Raw genomic sequence first — 13,644 nt, 5'->3', positions numbered from 1 at the left:
GAGCTCTCAGGATAACGGGATGCGTCAGTGGGCGCGACGCGGTGCGACTTCGCGCTTTATCCGAGCGACTTCATCGGGATTAGCGAGAAGCTCCAGAGCCCGTTCACTTAGAAACCCGCCATCGCATGGTCCGAACATCGCATCGATTCGGCCGCGGTAGACAACCCGTTTGGTGGTGGCCTCCGCCGCCTTCGACGGATCGGCAAACGTGTTAGGATAGGCCGCCACACCAACAAACTTGCCAGGCAGCCAATCTGCTGTTGCTTTCCTGCCGGCGCAGCTGCCATCGCACCATCTTTCGCTGATGACGAAAGCTTTTCGATCTCTCGCGGCCGTGAATAAGCGCCCCTTCAGGATTTCGACGCGATCGAAGATGAGCAGACTGGTTGGGATATTCGTCTTGCTGATATCGGAGAGATCGCGCGCAGAAACGACGCGGCCGCGAAATATGATTGGTGCCCGCTCAAGCCGATAGATACTCCAGCGATCTTCGCTATTGCGGCGTTTTTGTTCAGCGGAGACTTCATCACTGGCAGCCGATTGGGACCAGATGCCCGGCGGAATCGGGCAGTCCAGTGCTTCCACCCTCCGCGGAGACGCGAGCAGACTCAGCAGCAACAGTGGGAGGATGACAACACGCATATGACGAGAGGTTTTCCAGTTCTCTGGCGAACAAAGAACGGCCGGATCGACCTTTTCCACGAAGCTAGAGGGCGGCCGCGCGTTTGACAATCGGCTGATCCGCGCAAGTAGAGCCGGGCCGGCGACGCCATTCAGCACGAGCGCAAAAAAAGCCCGGCGCTGGATGACCAGGCCGGGCGTCTCAGTGGTGTCAGGCCGAGGCTGAGGGGCTATCGGCCTGACGGGAAAGCGCGGCGAGGCGCCAGCTTGCGCATGGGATGTCTTTCGGCGCGACGCGGATCTCCTTGTCGAAACGCACCAGCTTCCAGTCGTCAGGATGATTGACGAAGGTGAAGCCGGATTTGCGCGCGAGCGAGACCATGGTCTCGTTGGAGCGCAGCGTGTCGCCGAACATGTGCTCGGCGCCGAGCGCAGCCGCGCGGCATTCGAGATTCTTCATCAGCGCGGTGGCGATGCCGTGGCCCTGCCAGCGATCGTCGACCGACAGCCCGAATTCCAACGTCGCGGTTTCGGCATGCAAAGCATAGCGCGCTTCGGCGACGATGGTCTCGAAGCCGTCGACCATCATGGTCGCGACGACGGTGAAACGATCGCGCTCGCCAATCTCGAGGAAGTCATGCAGCAGCCCTTTCGGAAGCTCGCTGATGGCGCCGAAGAAGCGGTTGTAGCGGGAGCGGGTCGAGAGCGAGCGGAAATAGTGCTGGAGCTCGTCAGTGTCGCGCGGCTCGACGAAGCGGACGTCGAGCGCCGTGCCGTCGCGGGTGCGCAGCGTGTCCGAATATTGCTTGAGGTCTTCGAGGCGTAGCGTGCTCATGACACGAACCCTTCACAAAAAGGGACCGCCGGCGCCCCTGTCGTCAGGCGGCGCCGGCCCGGCGGCCAATCAGGCCCGCCAGAAGGGTTTGTCCGCCTCGAAGGCGATGTCGCTCCAGGACAGTCCGACGTCCTGGAGATCACGCGCGGTCCATTGGGTGAGCTCGCGCCTGGTCCGGTAGCGCTCGTGCCAGACGTGGAGGATCTCACCGACCTGCTCAATCAGGCCGGGCGCATGATGATTTGTCATCGAGTTGTGGGTCAAAGTAGACATTTTCAGCTCCTGGAGCTAACCTGACCGCTAATATCTGCCTCTCGTTGCACTGCGACAAACGACAATTTGTACCCGTTCGCATGAAATAACGTCATGTATCCTGCTGCCAAATGACTGCCAGATTGCCGTCCCTGAACGGATTGCGGGCGTTTGAGGCCGCCGCGCGCCATCTCAGCTTCACGCTGGCGGCGAGCGAGCTGAACGTGACGCAGACCGCGATCAGCCATCAGATCCGCAGGCTCGAGGAGGAGCTCGGCATCCGCCTGTTCATCCGGCAGAACCGCGCGCTGGCGCTGACGCCGGAGGCGCGCGACTACCTCCCGGGGGTGCGCGCTGCCTTCAACGATTTGCGCCTCGCCACCGACCGGCTGCTGCGCAAGGACGACGACAAGGTGCTGACGGTCTCGACCCTGGCCTCACTGGCCGCGAAATGGCTGCTGCCGCGGTTGACCGATTTCCAGGAGCAGCATCCCGGCATCGACGTGCGCATCACCACCTCGACCAGCCTGGTCGACTTCCAACGCGACAATGTCGATGCGGCGATCCGCTATGGCCGCGGCCAATGGCCGGGCCTGCGCGCCGACTGGCTGATGGCGGACGAGCTGTTTCCGGTGTGCAGCCCGTCCCTGCTGCGCGGCGACAAGCCGCTGCGCCGGCCTGAAGACCTCCGAAACCATCCGCTGCTGCACACGTCCAACGCCAATAGCGATGACTGGCGGCTCTGGCTGACCGCGGCGGGCCTGCCGGCCGATATCGCGCGGCATCCCGGCATCACCTTCGACATGATTTTCATGACCATCCAGGCCGCGATCGACGGCATCGGCGTCGCGATGGGGCGCACCTCCTACGTCCAGGACGACATCGCCAAGGGCCGGCTCGTCGTGCCCTTCAAGATTGCGCTGCCGGCCGACGCCGGCTTCTACCTGGTTGCGCCGGAGGGGCGCCGCGATGCACCGAAGCTGACCGCGTTCCGCCAATGGCTGATTGCTGCAACGCAAAATAAGACCTGAAAAATCAGCAGCTTCCTCCGCAAAACGGATTGACTCGCCCCGTCTCGCGCGGGAAGGGGTAGGACAGATTGTCGCAGCCTCTGTCGCCTTGCCGTGAGATGAATTCCCGGTCCGGCCACGCCTATCCAAGGGAGCAACGCCATGGCTGGACCAGCCACATCAACCAATCCGCCCGCCATCAAGTCGCGCATCGGCGCGATCCTGCGCGCCACGAGCGGCAATTTCCTCGAGCAGTTCGACTTCTTCCTGTTCGGCTTCTATGCCGCCGCGATCGGCAAGGCGTTCTTCCCCTCGACCAACGAGACGGCGTCGCTGCTCAACACGTTCGGCGTGTTCTGGCTCGGCGCCCTGATGCGGCCCGTCGGTGCGATCGTGCTCGGGGCTTACATCGACCGCATCGGCCGCCGCCAGGGCCTGATCGTCACGCTCGGGATCATGGCTATCGGCACCGTCGTCATCGCGTTCTGTCCGAGCTATGCGACCATCGGCATCGCCGCGCCCGTTATCGTGCTGATCGGCCGCCTGCTGCAAGGCTTCTCCGCCGGCGTCGAGCTCGGCGGCGTGTCGGTGTATCTCGCGGAGATCTCGACGCCCGGCAACCGCGGCTTCTACACCTCGTTCCAGTCGTCGAGCCAGCAGGTCGCGATCTTCGTGGCCTCGATCCTTGGCTATCTCCTGTCCGAGGTGATGCCGGCCGACACCGTCGCCGCCTGGGGCTGGCGCATTCCCTTCTTCGTCGGCTGCCTGATCATTCCCTTGATCTTCGTGCTGCGACGGACGCTGGAGGAAACGCCGGCCTTCCTCGCCATGAAAAAGCATCCGACCGCCAGCGAAGTGTTCGCCTCCGCGCTCGCCAACTGGCGCATCGTGCTGCTCGGCATGATGATCGCGATCCTGACCACGACGACGTTCTACTTCGTCACAGTGTACACGCCGACCTTCGGCAAGACCGTGCTGAAGCTGTCGACGCAGGATGCGCTGCTGGTGACGCTGCTCGTCGCCGTCACCAACTTCTTCTGGAATCCGGTCGGCGGCGCGCTGTCCGACCGCATCGGCCGCAAGCCGGTGCTGATCACGATCGCCTGCCTGTCGCTGGCGACGGCCTATCCGGCGCTGCACTGGCTGGTGGCGGCGCCGACCTTCGGCAAGCTGCTCGCGGTCGAGATGATGTTCTCGTTCTATTTCGGCGTCTACAGCGGCACCATGCTGGGCGCGCTGGTCGAGATCGTGCCGGCGCATGTGCGCACCACCTGCTTCTCGCTTGCGTTCGCGCTTGCCGCCGCGCTGTTCGGCACCTTCACGCCGTTCGCCTCGACCTGGCTGATCGAGCGCACCGGCGACAAGGCCTCGCCCGGCTTCTGGCTGATGTTCGCCGCGCTGCTCGGCATCATCGCGGCTTCGACCGTGTATCGCGGCGGCGGCAAGGCGGTGCCGACGTATGATGCGGTGCCGGAGCCGGTAGCGGGACATTAATGGTTTGTCTTCACCTCTCCCCGCTTGCGGGGAGAGGTCGGAATGCGCGCGAAGCGCGGATTCCGGGTGAGGGGGTACAGGTCCATCGGCAATCTCGCGTGCGGAGAGAGGCCCCTCACCCCAACCCTCTCCCCGTAAAAACGGGGCGAGGGAGCGCAGCTCCCGCGCAGTGGGGCTATAGCTCCACCACCACGTAGTCGCTCTCGACGCTCACCGGAACAGTCTCGGCGACATAAGGCCCTTTCACCACGCTGGCGCCGGGCTCGACATGGGTCGGATAGGCCTTCACGCGGAAACGGCGGGGGTCGCAATAGGACTGGCCGGTGCGGATGTCGAACTCCCATCCGTGCCAGGGGCAGCGGATGATCTCGCCGTGTTTTGTATATTCGATCTCGCCGGGCTCGCTCGACTGCGCGAGCCCGATCAGCGGCCCCTCGCACAGCGCCGCGCCCTGATGCGGGCAGCGGTTCATCAGGCCGAAATATTCGCCCTTGATGTTGAAGACCGCGATCGGCCGCCCGTCGATCTCCAGGAATTTTCGCGTGCCCGGCGGAAGCTCGTCGACCGCCGCAATCACATGACGCGCCATGCTTTATGTCTTCCGCATGATCTTATCGAAGAACCGCTTCACTCTTTTTCGGATCATGCGGCTATCCCATATAGCTTGCGCGCATTGCCGAGATAGAACGCCTCGCGATTGGCCTCGCTGACGCCGGCCGGCAAGACGCGCGACGGCTCGTCATAGTCCCAATGCGGATAGTCGGTCGCGAACAGGAGGCGGTCCCAGCCGATCCAGTTGATGACGTCGAACAGATCCTCGCGCCTTTCAGGATCCTCCATCGGCTGCGTGGTCCACCACACCTGCTCGCGGATGTATTCCGACGGCGGTCGTTTGACGTGCGGCACCTCGCTGCGCAGCCGCCGCCAGACCTTGTCGAGCCGCCACGCCAGCGACGGCGCCCAGCCGAAGCCGGCCTCGATCATCACCATCTTCAGTTTCGGGAAGCGCTCGAACACGCCCTCCAGCACGAGGCTCGCCAGCGCCGATTGCTGGCATTGCGAGTGCCCCACCATCTCCTCGATGTAATAGGACGGCCAGCCCGACGGCGTGATCGGGTTGCCGCCGAAGCCGAAGGCGTGGACGCCGACCGGAAGGCCGGCTTCCTCCGCGGCCTGATAGATCGGCCAATAGCGGCGCTGGCCGAGCGGCTCGACATTGCGGCTGAGCAACAGCACCTGGACGAAATTCCTGTCGCCGGCACGCTCGCGGATTTCGGCGGCGGCCGAGAGGCCGTCCTCGTTGCCGACGACGATGGATGCCTTCAGCCGCTTGTCCCTGCTGGTCCATTTGTCGATCTGCCAGTCGTTGATCGCCGAGCATAGCGCCGCCGACAGCTCGTGATTGCGGATGCCCTGCCCGGTGCCCAGCGGATTGAGCACGCCCAGCTGCACGTTGTTGGGATCGAGCAGCTGCTTCTGCATGAAGGAGAGGGAGGAGCCCTGCGGGCCGCCTTCCGGCGGATAAGCATCCCGCCGCGAGGCATTGGGCTGCGCCTTTGGGTAAGGCGGTCCTTCCATCATGCCCTGATAGGCATGGACCCCATAAACTTCGAGATGATGCTGCCAGCGTTTGGCGAGGTAGGGATAGAGTTCGGTGCGGGTGGCGCGTGCCGGATGGATGTCGCAGTCCGCGATTGCGGTTTTGACGGCCAGTGGGGAAGCGGCTTCTTGGTTCTCGCGGAACTGGATATTCATCGCCTTGCCTCCTTTGGCAGCGGGCTCATTTCAGGCGGGGATAGGTCGCATGCGGATTGTCGATCATGATCTTGCGCACGAGATCGGGGGACAGACCGTCGGGCAGCGCGTCCTGGCCGTCGAACTGCCAGTGCGGATAGTCCGTGGAGAATAGGACCAATTCGTCGGACTGCATATGATCAAACAGGCGATTTAATGTCGCCTCGTCTGGCGGCGCATCAAATGGCTGTAACGAGAAGCGGATGTTGCTGCGCACAATATCCAGTGGCGCGCGATCGACCCACGGCGTCTCCATCCGCACCCCGCGCCAGAACTTGTGCAGGCGCCAGAGATAGGGCGAGATCCAGGAGACGCCGGACTCCAGCATCACCATCTTCAGCCCAGGATATTTGGCGAATACGCCCTCGACGATCAGGCTGGTGAGCTGGGTCTGGAATGCCTGGGCCTGACCGACATAATCCTCGATGTGGTAGGACCCCCACCCCACCGCGGTCGGCGGATTGTGATAGGCGGAACCGGCGTGGATGCCGATCGGAAGTTCCAGCCGTTCCGCGGCTTCATAGATCGGCCACAGCGCGCGCTTGCCGAGCGGCGTGTCGCCCATGACCAGCATCAGCACCTGAACGAAGCGCTTGTCCTGCGCGCAGCGCTCGATCTCGGCGACAGCTTTCTCGACGCTCTGAGTCGGGATCACGATCGAACCGCGCAGCCGCGCGTCACGATCGAGCCATTCCTTCGCCAGCCATTCGTTCAGCGCGCGGCAGAAGGCGGCCTGCATGTCTTCCGAAAACACCATCTGCACGCCGTAGAGCGGGTTGCAGATGGCGTAGCCGAACTGAAAGGGATCGAGCACGTGGCGCTGCATGTCCGCAAGGCTCTCGCCGGGCTTGCCGGTCTCGGGGCGCCAATCCGGACGCGCCGTGATCGGCGAATTCTGCGGATAGGACTGCGAGACGAGATCAACCATGCCGCGCGTCGTCACCTGATCGCGCCAATAATCGTTCAGGTACGGCAGCAGGCTGGTCAGATGCGGCACGGCTGGATGCACATCGCAATCCACCCCGCCGGCGATCAGGGACGCCATCACGTCTCCTCGTTGCGTTTCCTCGTGACGTTACTTTGCGCAGCGCTTCACCGCGCTGTCTTGCGCCTGCCATTCAAGCAGGCCTGCCCGTCGTCCGCAACTCGGCCAAGGCGATTGGCATATGCTAGGAAGGCGCAGCTCGGTTGCGAGGCATGGGAGGATCAAGGGATGAAAGAGCTCGTCGGCATTGCGGAACAGGTCGCGGCCCAACTGATCGCGCGCAAACAGACCATTGCGGTGGCCGAATCCTCGACCGGCGGCCTGATCTCGGCGAGCCTGCTCGCGGTCCCCGGCGCCTCCGCCTATTACCTCGGCGGGGCCGTCGTCTACACCCGCGATGCCCGGCGCGTGCTGATGGATATTTCGGACGAAGGAATGAAGGGCTTTCGCTCCTCGTCGGAGCCCTATGCGCAACTGCTGGCGGAGCAGATGCGCAGTCGCTTCAACTCCGACTGGGGCCTGTCCGAGACCGGCGCAGCCGGCCCCACCGGCAACCGCTACGGCGACGCCGCCGGCCACAGCTGCATGGCGGTGAGCGGACCTGTGACGGAGGTGATGACGCTGGAGACGGGTGAAAACGAGCGGTTCGCGAACATGCAGGTGTTTGCGGCGACGGCGCTGAGGTTGTTGTTGAGGAAGCTGGAGGGGTGATGGTGGTATCCCTCGCAGCGATCACGCTTTCAATACCGTCATCCTGAGGTGCGAGACACGTGGCGCAACGCGCCACGTGGAGAGCCTCGAAGGATGAACGGCCGAGGTGCAGCGGGGCCGTCGCCCTTCGAGGGCCGCTGAAGAAGCGGCCACCTCAGGGTGACGGGGAGAATTTGGGCTCGCGGCCCATTTCAATCTCACCGCCCCAAATGCCGCATGAAGATCCGCACCACATAGCCGTGCACCCGCGGCCCCTCGTCGTAAACATCCGACGCGATCCGCTCGATGGTCTCGCGCAGCGACAGGAACTGCGCCTGCCGCGCGCTGCTTTCGGTGCCCTGCATGCCCGCGAGCTCGTCCATCGCAGCGTCGCTGATCTGGCACTGCACGACCTCGTCGTCATTGAGCATGGTGAAGCGAAAGGCCAGCCGTTCGAGGTCATGGCCGATGATCCTGTCGCGCGTCAGCGGCATCAAGTCGTCCCAGTCGAGCCCCGCGCCGGACAATGCTGAAAATCGTCCGGCTTGTCAGCGGCAAAGCTGCCGCTTCGCCCTACTGGAACGCGACTTCGGCAAAACTGCGGAGCTTTCGCGAATGCAGCCGCTCCGACTCCTGCTGCTTGAGCCGCTCCAGCGCCTTCAGGCCGATCTCGAGATGCTGGCCGACGCGGCGGCGGTAGAATTCGCTGGCCATGCCGGCGAGCTTGATCTCGCCGTGCAGTGGCTTGTCGGAGACGCAGAGCAGCGTGCCGTAGGGCACGCGGAAGCGATAGCCGTTGGCGGCGATCGCGGCCGATTCCATGTCGAGCGCGACGGCGCGCGACTGCGACAGCCGGCGGATCACCTCGGGGCCGGAAATCTCCCAATTGCGATTGTCGACGCTCGCCACCGTGCCCGTGCGCATCAGGCGCTTGAGCTCGAAACCTTCGAGGCCGGTGACGTCCTCGACTGCCTCTTCGAGCGCAACCTGCATCTCGGCGAGCGCCGGGATCGGCACCCACAGCGGCAGCTCGCGATCGAGCACGTGGTCCTCGCGCACGTAACCATGGGCGAGCACGTAGTCGCCGAGGCGCTGCGTGTTGCGCAAGCCCGCACAATGGCCGAGCATCAGCCAGGCGTGCGGGCGCAGCACCGCGACGTGGTCGGTGACGTTGCGCGCGTTGGAGGGGCCGGTGCCGATGTTGATCAGCGTGATGCCGCGATAGCCTGATGTGACCAGGTGGAAGGCCGGCATCTGCGGCATGCGTGAAGGCGCGTCCCCGCTCGTCGCGCCGCCGCTGCGCGTAATCACATTGCCGGGCGCGACGAAGGCTTCGAGGCCGGCCTCGCCGGACTGAAGCCGCTGCTGGCAGGCTTGCGCGAAGGCGTCGACATAGAACTGGTAGTTGGTGAAGATCACGAAGTTCTGGAAGTGCTCGGGATCGGTGCCGGTGTAGTGATAGAGCCGGCGCAGCGAGTAATCGACGCGGGCGGCCCGAAACAGGGACAGCGGCTCGGGCGCACCGGGCAGGAGCTCGAAGGTGCCGTCTGCGATGGAATCGTCCATGGTGGCAAGATCGGGCACGTCGAAGGCGTCACGCAGCGACCGCGCCACGGGCGAGTTCTCGCTGGTGGTGATGGCAGCCTCGATGTTGATGTCGCGACGATAGGCGAAGTGGATCGGGATCGGCTCGGCGGATTCGCCGATCTCCACGGGCACGCCGTGATTCTGGATCAGGAGGCCGATCTGCTCGGTGAGATAGCTGCGGAACAGATCCGGCCGCGTCACGCTGGTCTCGTGCACGCCGGGCCCGGCGACGAAGCCGTAGGCGAGCCGCGAATCCAGCCGCGCATGCGTCGCAGTCGTGATGCGCACGAAGGGATAATAGGCGCGCACCCGCGTGGTGATCGCCTCGCCGCCGACATAGGCTTCGAACCGTTCGCGCAGGAATTTCGTGTTGCGCTCGTAGATCTCTTCGAGCCGCGCGACGGCGAGGGACGCGTCGGAGAAGGATTTGGTGGCGATGGAGGGGGGAGATTGCATGTTCGACCGCCGGGCTATTTGGAGCTCTGAGTCGAACTATAGCAAAGAAGGCGGTGCCGTAGGGTGGGCAAAGCGAAGCGTGCCCACCATCTCGTCGTATCGGAGAAAGATCGTGGGCACGGCGCTTTGCGCCTTTGCCCACCTTACGAGAGCGAATTTGCGGCACGGGATCCCGGATGCGCGCTAAGCGCGCTCCGGGATGACGCGCTTTCGCGCGTCACTTCTCCCGGAATGCGCGCATCAGCTGGTCGTGCAGCGGCTTCATCAGATAGGACAGCATGGTGCGGTCGCCAGTCTGGACGAAGGCCTCCACGGGCATGCCGGGAATCATCTTGACGTCGCCGAGGCGGGCGATCTCTTCGGCCGGCATCGTGACACGGATGGTATAGTAGCTCTGGCCGGTGCGCTGGTCAGTGGTGACGTCGGGGGAGACGCGGCTGACGAGGCCGTTCAGCTCGGGCGTGGTGCGCTGGTTGAACGCGGAGAGGCGCAGCAGCGTCTTCTGGCCGATCTGAAGCTTGTCGATGTCGACCGGATTGACCTTGGCCTCGACCTGGAGATCGTCGGCCTGCGGCACGATCAGCATCAGCGCGTCGCCGGCGGTCACAACGCCGCCGACAGTGTGCACGTTGGATTGCAACACCATGCCGTCCTGCGGCGCGCGGATGTCGATGCGGCGGAGCTGGTCTTCGGCGGCGACCTTGCGCTCGATCAGCTCGCCGATCTTGTCGTTGGTCTCGCGCAAATCCTTGGAGACCTCGCTCACCACGTCCTTGTCGACCTGGATGATCTGGAGCTCGGTCTCGGTGATCTTGCCCTTGGCCTGGGCACGCGAGGCGATGTACTGCGCGCGCTCGCCGTTGAGACGTGCGGAGTCGCGCTCGAGCTGGGTCAGCCGCGAGATCTGCACCAGACGCTTGTCGTAGAGCTCGCGCACGCCGGTGAGCTCGTTCTGCACCAGCGCAATCTCCTGATCCTTGGCCTTCTCCTGGGCGCTGAGACCCGCGATCTCCTCGTTGAGCTGGGTGATGCGCTCGCGAAGCTGGGCCTTCTGTCCGGTACGGCCGTTGACGCGGACGTCGAACAGCTTGGTCTCGGCGGACAGCAGCAGCTTGACGTCGGGATCATTGGCGCGATCGAGCAGGGCTTGCGGAAATTCGATCCTGTCGACACCACGCTGCTCGGCCTGCAGGCGCGCTGCACGCGCCTGCGCGGCGTCGAGATTCTTGGTGACGATGGCAAGGTTCGCCTTGGTGACCGTGTCGTCGAGCCGCACCACGATGTCGCCGGCCTTGACCAGGTCGCCGTCGCGGGCGCGCACCTCGCCGACCACGCCGCCAGTCGGATGCTGCACCTTCTTGACGTTGGATTCGACCACGATCTGGCCGGGCGCGATCAGCGCGCCCGAGATCAGCACGGTCGAGGCCCAGCCGCCGAGACCGACGACCAGCACGAGCACGATGCCAAGTCCGAGCAGGAGGTGGAACCTGATGGACTCGCGCACGGTCTTCTTCGGGGCCGGCTTCGCGCCGCCGATGGCCATCGTACTCATGGCTTTGTACTCATGGCTTGGCCACTCCGCCTTCGCTGACGATCTTGATCGGGGCCGGCGGGGTCACGCGCGGCTGCAGCACCTGGGCGAGCACCTGCTCCTTCGGGCCGAACGCCTGCATGCGGCCGTCGCGCAGCACCAGCACCTGGTCGACCGCCTCGACGCCGATCGGGCGGTGCGCCACCACGACGACGATGGCGCCGCGCTCGCGCGCGGCGCGGACGGCGCGGGTCAGCGCCTCGTCGCCTTCGGTGTCGAGGTTGGAGTTGGGTTCGTCGAGCACGATCAGGAAGGGGTTGCCATAGAGCGCGCGCGCCAGCGCCACGCGCTGCGCCTGGCCGGCGGAGAGCGCGGTGCCCTGCTCGCCGACTTGCGTGTTGTAGCCCTCGCGCATCTTGATGATCATCTCGTGCACGCCGGCTTCCTTCGCCGCGGCGATGATGGCCTCGGATGTCGCCTCGGGATCGAACCGGCTGATGTTCTGCGCGATGGTGCCGCCGAACAATTCGACGTCCTGCGGCAGATAGCCGATGTGCCGGCCAAGCATGTCGGACGACCATTGATCGAGCGCCGCGCCGTCGAGCCGCACCTTGCCGCGCACCGGCTGCCAGACGCCGACCAGCGCGCGGATCAGCGACGACTTGCCGGAACCGCTCGGGCCGATCACGCCGAGGCCGTTGCCCGCGGCGAGCGCGAAGGTGATGTCCTGAACGATGAGGCGCTGGTCGCCCGGGGGCACCATGGCGACGCCTTCGACCGAGAGCCGGCTGGTGGGCGCCTGCAGCTGGGTCGGCATCGTCTGCGCCGGCATCTGCTCCAGCAGGCGGGTGAGGCGGTGCCAGCTCTGGCGCGCCGCGACGAAGGATTTCCAGTGCGCAATGGCGAGATCGACCGGCGCCAGCGCGCGGGCGGAGAGGATCGAGCCGGCGATGATGATGCCGGCGGTCGCTTCCTGGTGGATGACGAGATAGGCGCCGACCGCGAGCACGGCCGATTGCAGCATCATGCGCAGCACCTTGGCGACCGCACCGAGACCGCCGGCGACGTCGCTCGCGCGCTGATTGCCGGCGAGATATTTTTCGTTGGCCTCGCTCCAGCGCGCGTTCATCCGGCCGGTCATGCCCATCGCCACCATGACTTCGGCATTGCGGCGGCTCGACTGGGCGAGATCGTTGCGCTGGGCGGCAAGGCCCATCGCCTCCTTCGCCGGCTGGCGGGACATGAATTCGGTGACCAGCGTCAGGCCGACCAGGATGATGGCGCCGACCAGTGCGGTGACGCCGATCATGACATGGAAGGCGAAGCAGATGGCGAGATACAGCGGCAGCCAGGGCAGATCGAAGAACGCGCTCGGGCCCATGCCGCCGAGGAAGGAGCGGACATTGTCGAGATCGCGCAGCGGCTGCAGCCCCTCGTTGCGGCTGCCGACCAGCAGCGGCAGGCGCACGATGGTGTCGAACACGCGCTTGTTGAGGGCCTCGTCCAGAGCGGTGCCGATCCGACCCAGGATCCGGTTGCGGATCATGTCGAGCACGCCCTGCGCCATATAGAGGAAGCTGGCGAGGATGATCAGGCCGACCAGGGTTGGGACGCTGCGGCTCGGCAGCACCCGATCGTAGACCTCCAGCATGAAGATCGACCCGGTCAGATAGAGCAGGTTGATCATGCAGCTCATCAAGCCAACGCCGATGAACGCGGTGCGACAAGCGCGCAAGGCGTCACCGAGCTCTGAACGGCGGACGCCAGGACCGGCTGCCATCAGTGTGATCTCTTTCAGGTGGGGGCCAAAGCCCCTGATTTCACTGTTAATTCAGGGTACGCGCCCCGAATTAACATCATGTTGGCGCGGCGTCCAACGCGGGCCGGGTCCATCCCAAACCCTGATGGGCCACATCTACCTCCGAAGGCCTCGCACGCAAGTCCGGTATTTCACAGTCTTTGCGGCTTTTTGGTGCAGAGATCGCCGCCCCTCCCCCAGCTCCGGAGAGGCGGCCAGTCTCCGATCGATCGAACCGGGCAGTTGCTAGAACCGGCCGCCGCCCCGCACCAGCCGCACCACCAAGAGCAGAATGACGGCGCCGATGGCGGAATAGACGATCTCGGACACGAGCCCGGTGCCGATGCGAATACCGAGCTTTGGGAACAGGAAGCTGGCCACAAACGCGCCGGCGATGCCGACCACGATGTCGCCGATGATCCCGAACCCTGTTCCGCGCACCACCTTGCCGGCGAGCCAGCCGGCGACCAGGCCGACGAACAGGATCACGAGCAGGCCTTCGTTGGAAATGTACATACGTCTGGTCCCTCTCCATGAACGTCCGCATGGGACGGGAACCGGGATGAATGGGGTCTGAATGCTATTCGCCTC

General features: G+C 64.7%; 14 protein-coding genes. 3 read left to right on the top strand and 11 right to left on the bottom strand.

Annotated features, from left to right (window positions below):
* Positions 1-24: 24 nt before the first annotated feature.
* The 3 genes from TSA1_RS03570 to TSA1_RS03560 all read right to left on the bottom strand — a co-directional run bounded on the left by TSA1_RS03570 (position 25) and on the right by TSA1_RS03560 (position 1,729).
* Complete coding sequence (locus TSA1_RS03570) at positions 25-732, bottom strand: hypothetical protein (protein ID WP_161497182.1); 708 nt, start codon at positions 730-732, stop codon at positions 25-27.
* Positions 733-832: 100 nt separating this feature from the next.
* Complete coding sequence (locus TSA1_RS03565) at positions 833-1,456, bottom strand: GNAT family N-acetyltransferase (RefSeq protein ID WP_100175140.1); 624 nt, start codon at positions 1,454-1,456, stop codon at positions 833-835.
* Positions 1,457-1,525: 69 nt separating this feature from the next.
* A complete protein-coding gene (locus TSA1_RS03560) occupies positions 1,526-1,729 on the bottom strand; it encodes a DUF1127 domain-containing protein (RefSeq protein ID WP_100175139.1) in 204 nt (67 codons plus the stop codon).
* Between the two features lie 110 nt (positions 1,730-1,839).
* Here TSA1_RS03560 and TSA1_RS03555 point away from each other — a divergent pair, with 110 nt between their 5' ends.
* Together TSA1_RS03555 and tcuC are read left to right on the top strand one after the other, a co-directional pair.
* Positions 1,840-2,739: a transcriptional regulator GcvA gene (locus TSA1_RS03555; RefSeq protein ID WP_100175138.1), complete on the top strand. Its 900-nt coding sequence runs from the start codon at positions 1,840-1,842 to the stop codon at positions 2,737-2,739.
* 141 nt (positions 2,740-2,880) lie between these two features.
* The gene (tcuC, locus tag TSA1_RS03550) at positions 2,881-4,212 is read left to right on the top strand and encodes an MFS transporter (RefSeq protein ID WP_100175137.1); all 1,332 of its coding nucleotides are present in this window, start codon (positions 2,881-2,883) and stop codon (positions 4,210-4,212) included.
* 175 nt (positions 4,213-4,387) lie between these two features.
* Here the strand turns inward: tcuC and TSA1_RS03545 are convergent, their stop codons facing one another.
* From TSA1_RS03545 to TSA1_RS03535, 3 genes are read right to left on the bottom strand one after another with little or no spacing between them, the layout of a single operon-like run.
* Positions 4,388-4,801 (bottom strand): Rieske (2Fe-2S) protein, encoded by a 414-nt coding sequence (locus TSA1_RS03545; protein WP_100175136.1) that lies wholly within the window; start codon positions 4,799-4,801, stop codon positions 4,388-4,390.
* A gap of 53 nt (positions 4,802-4,854) precedes the next feature.
* Entirely contained in the window at positions 4,855-5,967 is a 1,113-nt protein-coding gene (locus TSA1_RS03540; protein ID WP_100175135.1) for an amidohydrolase family protein, read from the bottom strand.
* 25 nt (positions 5,968-5,992) lie between these two features.
* Positions 5,993-7,051 carry an amidohydrolase family protein gene (locus tag TSA1_RS03535; RefSeq protein ID WP_100175134.1) on the bottom strand — a complete coding sequence of 353 codons (1,059 nt, stop codon included), beginning with the start codon at positions 7,049-7,051 and terminating at the stop codon, positions 5,993-5,995.
* A 168-nt stretch (positions 7,052-7,219) separates the two neighbouring features.
* On the opposite strand from TSA1_RS03535, the gene TSA1_RS03530 reads away from it, so the two are divergent.
* Entirely contained in the window at positions 7,220-7,702 is a 483-nt protein-coding gene (locus tag TSA1_RS03530) for a CinA family protein (protein WP_100175133.1), read from the top strand.
* 197 nt (positions 7,703-7,899) lie between these two features.
* Here the strand turns inward: TSA1_RS03530 and TSA1_RS03525 are convergent, their stop codons facing one another.
* From TSA1_RS03525 to TSA1_RS03505, 5 genes are all read right to left on the bottom strand, one after another.
* Entirely contained in the window at positions 7,900-8,208 is a 309-nt protein-coding gene (locus TSA1_RS03525) for a DUF1488 family protein (protein ID WP_245448094.1), read from the bottom strand.
* Between the two features lie 46 nt (positions 8,209-8,254).
* Positions 8,255-9,724, bottom strand: a complete 1,470-nt coding sequence (locus TSA1_RS03520) for an AMP nucleosidase (RefSeq protein WP_100175132.1) — start codon at positions 9,722-9,724, stop codon at positions 8,255-8,257.
* Positions 9,725-9,941: 217 nt separating this feature from the next.
* Positions 9,942-11,276 (bottom strand): HlyD family type I secretion periplasmic adaptor subunit, encoded by a 1,335-nt coding sequence (locus TSA1_RS03515; RefSeq protein WP_100175131.1) that lies wholly within the window; start codon positions 11,274-11,276, stop codon positions 9,942-9,944.
* A 10-nt stretch (positions 11,277-11,286) separates the two neighbouring features.
* Complete coding sequence (locus TSA1_RS03510; RefSeq protein WP_100175130.1) at positions 11,287-13,035, bottom strand: type I secretion system permease/ATPase; 1,749 nt, start codon at positions 13,033-13,035, stop codon at positions 11,287-11,289.
* Between the two features lie 264 nt (positions 13,036-13,299).
* Positions 13,300-13,569, bottom strand: a complete 270-nt coding sequence (locus TSA1_RS03505; RefSeq protein ID WP_100175129.1) for a GlsB/YeaQ/YmgE family stress response membrane protein — start codon at positions 13,567-13,569, stop codon at positions 13,300-13,302.
* Positions 13,570-13,644: the final 75 nt, after the last annotated feature.

Source organism: Bradyrhizobium nitroreducens (assembly GCF_002776695.1).
Classification (GTDB): Bacteria; Pseudomonadota; Alphaproteobacteria; order Rhizobiales; family Xanthobacteraceae; genus Bradyrhizobium; species Bradyrhizobium nitroreducens.
Note: the sequence above shows the minus strand (reverse complement) of the source record. Positions and strands in the feature narration are given on the sequence as shown.

Bases quoted from the DNA above. Each gene is read 5' to 3' on its own strand.
- TSA1_RS03565 (WP_100175140.1), bottom strand. From the start codon at position 1,456: ATGAGCACGCTACGCCTCGAAGACCTCAAGCAATATTCGGACACGCTG.
- TSA1_RS03505 (WP_100175129.1), bottom strand. From the start codon at position 13,569: ATGTACATTTCCAACGAAGGCCTGCTCGTGATCCTGTTCGTCGGCCTG.
- TSA1_RS03515 (WP_100175131.1), bottom strand. From the start codon at position 11,276: ATGAGTACGATGGCCATCGGCGGCGCGAAGCCGGCCCCGAAGAAGACC.
- TSA1_RS03535 (WP_100175134.1), bottom strand. From the start codon at position 7,051: ATGGCGTCCCTGATCGCCGGCGGGGTGGATTGCGATGTGCATCCAGCC.
- TSA1_RS03530 (WP_100175133.1), top strand. From the start codon at position 7,220: ATGAAAGAGCTCGTCGGCATTGCGGAACAGGTCGCGGCCCAACTGATC.
- TSA1_RS03560 (WP_100175139.1), bottom strand. From the start codon at position 1,729: ATGTCTACTTTGACCCACAACTCGATGACAAATCATCATGCGCCCGGC.
- TSA1_RS03540 (WP_100175135.1), bottom strand. From the start codon at position 5,967: ATGAATATCCAGTTCCGCGAGAACCAAGAAGCCGCTTCCCCACTGGCC.
- tcuC (WP_100175137.1), top strand. From the start codon at position 2,881: ATGGCTGGACCAGCCACATCAACCAATCCGCCCGCCATCAAGTCGCGC.
- TSA1_RS03555 (WP_100175138.1), top strand. From the start codon at position 1,840: ATGACTGCCAGATTGCCGTCCCTGAACGGATTGCGGGCGTTTGAGGCC.
- TSA1_RS03510 (WP_100175130.1), bottom strand. From the start codon at position 13,035: ATGGCAGCCGGTCCTGGCGTCCGCCGTTCAGAGCTCGGTGACGCCTTG.
- TSA1_RS03545 (WP_100175136.1), bottom strand. From the start codon at position 4,801: ATGGCGCGTCATGTGATTGCGGCGGTCGACGAGCTTCCGCCGGGCACG.
- TSA1_RS03520 (WP_100175132.1), bottom strand. From the start codon at position 9,724: ATGCAATCTCCCCCCTCCATCGCCACCAAATCCTTCTCCGACGCGTCC.